Source organism: Candidatus Cyanaurora vandensis (assembly GCF_013285555.1).
Taxonomy (GTDB): Bacteria; Cyanobacteriota; Cyanobacteriia; order Gloeobacterales; family Anthocerotibacteraceae; genus Cyanaurora; species Cyanaurora vandensis.
Genome location: NZ_JAAXLT010000131.1, coordinates 1 through 5143 on the forward strand (window position 1 = coordinate 1; position 5143 = coordinate 5143).

Consider the following 5143-nt stretch of genomic DNA (forward strand, 5'->3'; position numbering starts at 1 on the left):
GACTCTAAATGGACAGGGAGGGCAGGTAAGACTGGTTCGCCAGCACAGCCCGTTGAGCTGTCAAGAATCACCGCTCCTTCAGGACGGTGAGTATGTCAAGACACTCCGTTTTATCTGGTAGCGGTCGGAATCCAATAGGACGTGATAAGTCCCCCAAGGACGCGCCACGAGGGGATGGGTGCGCTGGGCATCAAACATAGTATTTCCTGACAGAATTTTGGGTAAGTCCGCACAATTTAGGCGGTCACTGCTCTATCCCTGGAGATAGGTTCCCCGGCCTGGGTTGGAGGGGAGGGACCTCTTGCGACAGACGACCATCTTCCATGTCAATAATCCGGTCAGCAATATCTAAGATGCGATGATCGTGGGTCACGAGTAGAATTGTGCAGTTCTGCTCCTTGGCTAACTGTTGGAGGATTGCCACGATATCCCTGCCTGATTGTTTATCTAGGGCAGCCGTGGGTTCATCCGCCAGGATCAGTTTGGGCTCTCCCGCCAGTGCCCGCGCAATCGCTACTCGTTGTTTTTGTCCCCCGGAGAGTTCACGGGGATAGCTATGGCTAAAACGTTCTAAACCCACGGCGGTAAGTAGCTGTTTGATACGTGTATCGGCTACTTCAGCAGTAACGTCGTGGAGTTCGAGAGCTAGCTCAATATTCTGATAGACCGTGAGGAAACTCAAGAGATTGTGGGCCTGGAAAATGTAGCCGATGTTCCGGCGTGCCAAGGTCATCTGTGCTTGCGTAGCGTTTAATAATTCACAACCCAACACCTTTAAACTGCCCGCTTGGACTGAGCGCAGACTTCCGATGAGGGTGAGCAAGGTAGTTTTTCCTGACCCAGAAGGGCCAGTCATGAGGACAATCTCACCTGCATGGATTTCCAGATTGATGTCAAATAAAACCTGCTTGCGTGAACCCTGCTGATAATAATGATTGAGACTATTTACAGAAATAGTCGCTTCCTGGGTCTCATGGTCAGGGAAGAGATTCATCCATGCCTCCTAGTAAACATCCGCCGGGTCAGCTGTCTGCAACTTACGTACAGCTACCGTCGCTGAAACTAAACACATGACAAGTGTGAGGACAAAAACAAATAGCACGCGCCCTAGATCCATGGTCATCGGTAAGAGCGTTGCCCAGTGAGTAACCTGATAAAAACCCAGCGCAATGAGGACCCCAGGGATAAAGCCCAATGTTGCCAGGATGAGGGATTCTTGATACACAACCATCAGTAGGTAACGGTCGTGGAAGCCCATGGCCTTGAGGGTGGCGTACTCGGGTAAGTGCTCGGTGACATCACTGTAGAGAATCTGATAGACGATGACGGCCCCGACAATAAAAGCAATAACCACCCCGAGGTCAAACGTATAACCGACCGGCGTACTGGTATTCCAGAAGGCAACTTCGGCCTTTGCGTAATCTTCTTTAGTGAGGACCTTGACATCCTTGGGCAAATGTAATTCCACCTGAGCTAGGACCTGTTGAACGTCAGCTCCTGCTTCGAGTTTAAGCACACCTACATCAATCAAGCCCGGTTGGCGAAATTCAGCTAGACGGAGGAAATTTAGATCACTGGTGATTAAATAAGCATTGATTCCAAAGGTCGGACTAAGTTGGAATAGCCCCTTAACCTTAATCCGACGTTCATCCACCTCAGTCTGAATCAGGTCGCCCGCTTGAAAATATTGAGTAATGGGTCCAAACTCCTGGCGAGAACCCCGATTAAAAAGGACCGTGTCTGGCTCCCGTAGTTGCTGGCGGTTAGCTTGTACCCCAGGGAGGTTCATGACTTGGTGTTCAGGATTGATCCCGATGGCAAAGATATCCCAGATTTGATTATTGTCAGGATTACGCCATTGGATGAAGTTGAGATAGACCGGACTGATGGACTGGACGCCAGGTACTCCAGCCATGGCATACAAACGTCGTTCGGTGAAGCGGTCTAAGGAGATTAAGGAGCGGTAGCGACTACTGAGCATAATCAGTTCACCATTTAAGCTCTGGTGGAACTCGACGGCACTACTGAACAAGGCCCCCCGGAATCCCAACTGGAGGAACATCAGGACCGCCGCAAAACTAATCCCCGTTACCGCAACGAGTAGCCGTGCCCACTTTTGCCGTAACTGTAACCAAGCCAGGAATAGCGGTCTCTTCTGGCGCGGACTCGTTGCCCGGTAATCTGTTTTCATAACGGCCCCCTCAATTATTGACATCAATCACAACTTGAATACTCAAATTAGTTAAGCCAGCTACCCTACGGCTCGATTCTGGGTTTAACCTCACTTTCACTTCGACTACGCGGGCATCGAATTGAGCAGCCGGGTCGGTATTAAGTACGTCTTGCTTGCTAATTTCAAGACCCACTTCAGACACAGTGCCCTTCAATACCGTGGTAAAAGCTTGGTTGGGACTCGTAACCGTGGCGGACTGCCCCAGTCGTACCCGGTTTACATCCAATTCATAGACCTCAGCCACCGCCACCATGCGCTCCGTCTGCCCCAGGTTAATTACCCCTTGGTTGCCCACAAGTTCGCCGGGACGGGTATGGATTTTAAGTACCTGTCCAGCCTGAGGAGCGCGGACCACCGCTAACGCCAACTCCGCCTGTGCCCGGAGGACCGCCGCTTGCGCCTGGGCGACCTGTGCCCGTGCTAGAGCCAAATCTACAGGACGCACTTCAACGATCTGCTCAAGAGTGGCGGTAGCTTCAGCGATCTGCTGTTGCTTAGTGGAGCGAATTCGGTCTAGTAGGGCGCGGGCTTCGCTGAGACTTTCACGCACGGTGTCGGCTAGTAAATGCTTGTTATCGCGTAGAGAGGCCGCGATGGCCCCAGTTTCGTACAGTTCTTGGTAACGGCGGTCTTCTAATTGGGCATAGGCTAGCTCGGCTTCGAGGCGACCCATGGTTGCGGCTTGGGCCATGGTCTCAGTTCGTAGCTCCGCCTGTAAACGGTCTACCACATGGGTCTGCGCTTGGATCTGTCCGAGCTTCGCCCCCGCTGCGACCTGCTGTAGACCTGCCACCGCGACCGCCCCTGCTTGCTGTGCCTCCTTGAGAGCGGCTTGACGACGGGCATAGGTATCGAGGACGGCAATCACCGTTCCCTGCCGGACACGCTCGCCCTGCACGACCTTGAGACTTTCTACCCGCGCTCCATCTAGGGCGGTGGGTGCAAAGACTTGGACCACTTCGCCCTCGGGTTCCAAACGCCCAAGGGCAGCAACCCGGTCGAGAACTACGGGGGTTGGTTGTACTGGTGGGGGATTGTTGCTGTCCACTCCGGCTGCACGAACGATTAAAAAACCGCCGACTAAGGCAAGCCCCGCCAGCAGAAAGCGGGGACCACCACTAGACCAAGAAACCGCCATCGGATTCGCCCCTGTTATTGACTCAAGTATTTGTATTCAAAAAATTGAATACAAGTAAAGTGTATACTCGAATTATTAGCTGTGTCAAGGAACGATGGCTCTCAAACACACCCTCCTCGCCTTCCTTGCTCGTCAGTCCTTGAGTGGTTACGAAATCGCTAAAGAGTTTGAGGAAGGATTTGGGAGTTGCTTCTGGAAGGCAAGCCAACAGCAGATTTATGCTGAACTCGCCAAACTAGAGCAGCAAGGGGAGATTAGCTACGAGGCGATTCCCCAACTAGGACGGCTAGACAAAAAAATTTACTCCCTCACGCCCCAGGGTCAGCAGCATTTGGTGGACTGGTTGCAGCGACCTACAGAACCCACGGTCATCCGAGAGGATCTAGGGGTGATGGGGCTGGCAGGACACCTGATTCCGCCCCAAGCGGTGGTCCGCGAACTAGGACGCAGGCGTGCCCTCCATGCGGAGAAGTTACGCCAGATGCAAACCCTGACCACAACCTTGCCTATGGGATCACCTGAATCCAAAGACCTCTATATGCACCTCATCCTGCGGCGAGCAATCCGTTATCAAGAAGATTGGGTAGCTTGGTGTGATGAAGCCCTGCAGGCGATAGCCCAGCATGGATAACAGTTCGGTCATCATCATCTACATCCAGAAGGTTGGTCTATTCGCCCACATCCTGAAGCAATGCATCAATTAAACTAGGGCGGATGTAGATTCCTTGAATACGCAATTGCTCAACATATACTCTAACCTCACCAATTAAGCCTGCTTTTTTCGCCCGCCGTAAGATACCAAGAGTTCCGATCCGACGAATCCCTAAACGTTCAGCAACCCGTCGCGCTTGGGCATCATCCAAAAATACTGTACTGCCAATTATAGATTGAGCTAAGGCAATGGCTTCAGCTTCCTCGCGATCGAGTAAGATCATTAGTGGCTCTAAGGTTGAGGCTTCTGGAGTTTGTATCTTCAGCCCATCTACTTGACTAATAGCTTTTGCGCTAGGTAAGCCTTTGCCCTGTACAGTCACCTCATCCCATACGGCTGGCGGTAGTAATATTTTTTGATACAGTTGGGGTAACAACTCCAGTTGATCAATAATCGCTAAGGAGATGAGCGGACTACTATCAGCAATAATGATGGGGTTAGTCATCGCGCAATTCATCGGTCATCTGGTCGTCGTCTAAGTTGATGATGGGAATCTGTAAACGCCCTAGTTCATATAGGAAATGGGGCTTGTCCATCTGGCAGAAGGCGGCAGCTTTACCCAAGGATAGACGGCGTAGCTCGAATAGCTTGACTGCGAGTAAGAAGGCTAACTCTGCTTCTAAGGCTAGGGGAGATTTACCGGAGGTAATGAGTAGGTCATCGGGATAGGGAAGAGACAAGGTGTGCATGGATTCACGTTTTCCTGATGTGATGTTGGCGATTTGGTCCCTAAATTTTACCCCAACCCCTAAAGCTACGCCCCACGTACCTATTGGGTAAAAGCGTAAGATCTAAACGTCTTGCTTTTTTCGTCTTGGTCCCCTGTTCATGGGAAAGATTGGATAGCTTGGTGTGATGAACCGCTGTAAACGATAGCCCACCATGGATGACAATTCGGTCATCCTCGTCTACACTAAGCCCGACTGCCCGCTCTGCCAAGGACTGATTGCCCGTTTACAGGAGATTCAACCGGCCTTGGCCTTCACCTTGGAGTTACGCCAGGACTTATCAGAACGGGTTCCCCGATTGGTGGTGAATGGACGGCCTTTCCCCCAGCCCC

At 51.8% G+C, this 5143-nt stretch carries 7 protein-coding genes; 2 read left to right on the forward strand and 5 right to left on the reverse strand.

Annotation, left to right across the window (positions count from 1 at the left end; genetic code table 11):
* Nucleotides 1-244: 244 nt before the first annotated feature.
* The 3 genes from HFM78_RS08940 to HFM78_RS08950 are packed head-to-tail and all read right to left on the reverse strand — an operon-like array spanning nucleotide 245 to nucleotide 3371.
* Nucleotides 245-994, reverse strand: coding sequence for an ATP-binding cassette domain-containing protein (locus HFM78_RS08940; protein WP_287129091.1), 750 nt, complete (start codon nucleotides 992-994; stop codon nucleotides 245-247).
* A 9-nt stretch (nucleotides 995-1003) separates the two neighbouring features.
* A complete protein-coding gene (gene devC / locus HFM78_RS08945) occupies nucleotides 1004-2191 on the reverse strand; it encodes an ABC transporter permease DevC (protein ID WP_287129092.1) in 1188 nt (395 codons plus the stop codon).
* Nucleotides 2192-2201: 10 nt separating this feature from the next.
* Complete coding sequence (locus tag HFM78_RS08950; RefSeq protein WP_287129093.1) at nucleotides 2202-3371, reverse strand: HlyD family efflux transporter periplasmic adaptor subunit; 1170 nt, start codon at nucleotides 3369-3371, stop codon at nucleotides 2202-2204.
* Between the two features lie 94 nt (nucleotides 3372-3465).
* Between HFM78_RS08950 and HFM78_RS08955 the strand changes: the two genes are divergently transcribed.
* Nucleotides 3466-4002 (forward strand): PadR family transcriptional regulator, encoded by a 537-nt coding sequence (locus tag HFM78_RS08955; RefSeq protein WP_287129094.1) that lies wholly within the window; start codon nucleotides 3466-3468, stop codon nucleotides 4000-4002.
* A 37-nt stretch (nucleotides 4003-4039) separates the two neighbouring features.
* Here the strand turns inward: HFM78_RS08955 and HFM78_RS08960 are convergent, their stop codons facing one another.
* Together HFM78_RS08960 and HFM78_RS08965 are read right to left on the reverse strand one after the other, a co-directional pair.
* The gene (locus HFM78_RS08960; RefSeq protein ID WP_287129095.1) at nucleotides 4040-4528 is read right to left on the reverse strand and encodes a DUF3368 domain-containing protein; all 489 of its coding nucleotides are present in this window, start codon (nucleotides 4526-4528) and stop codon (nucleotides 4040-4042) included.
* Nucleotides 4521-4772 (reverse strand): UPF0175 family protein, encoded by a 252-nt coding sequence (locus HFM78_RS08965; RefSeq protein ID WP_287129096.1) that lies wholly within the window; start codon nucleotides 4770-4772, stop codon nucleotides 4521-4523. The genes HFM78_RS08960 and HFM78_RS08965 overlap by 8 nt, the downstream gene beginning before the upstream one ends.
* A gap of 193 nt (nucleotides 4773-4965) precedes the next feature.
* Between HFM78_RS08965 and HFM78_RS16275 the strand changes: the two genes are divergently transcribed.
* On the forward strand, nucleotides 4966-5143 hold a 178-nt coding region (locus HFM78_RS16275; RefSeq protein ID WP_396034972.1), incomplete at its 3' end, for a glutaredoxin family protein.

Excerpts from the sequence above, each read along its gene's own strand:
- HFM78_RS08940 (WP_287129091.1), bottom strand. The coding sequence starts at position 994 with ATGAATCTCTTCCCTGACCATGAGACCCAGGAAGCGACTATTTCTGTA.
- devC (WP_287129092.1), bottom strand. The coding sequence starts at position 2,191 with ATGAAAACAGATTACCGGGCAACGAGTCCGCGCCAGAAGAGACCGCTA.
- HFM78_RS08950 (WP_287129093.1), bottom strand. The coding sequence starts at position 3,371 with ATGGCGGTTTCTTGGTCTAGTGGTGGTCCCCGCTTTCTGCTGGCGGGG.
- HFM78_RS08955 (WP_287129094.1), top strand. The coding sequence starts at position 3,466 with ATGGCTCTCAAACACACCCTCCTCGCCTTCCTTGCTCGTCAGTCCTTG.
- HFM78_RS08960 (WP_287129095.1), bottom strand. The coding sequence starts at position 4,528 with ATGACTAACCCCATCATTATTGCTGATAGTAGTCCGCTCATCTCCTTA.
- HFM78_RS08965 (WP_287129096.1), bottom strand. The coding sequence starts at position 4,772 with ATGCACACCTTGTCTCTTCCCTATCCCGATGACCTACTCATTACCTCC.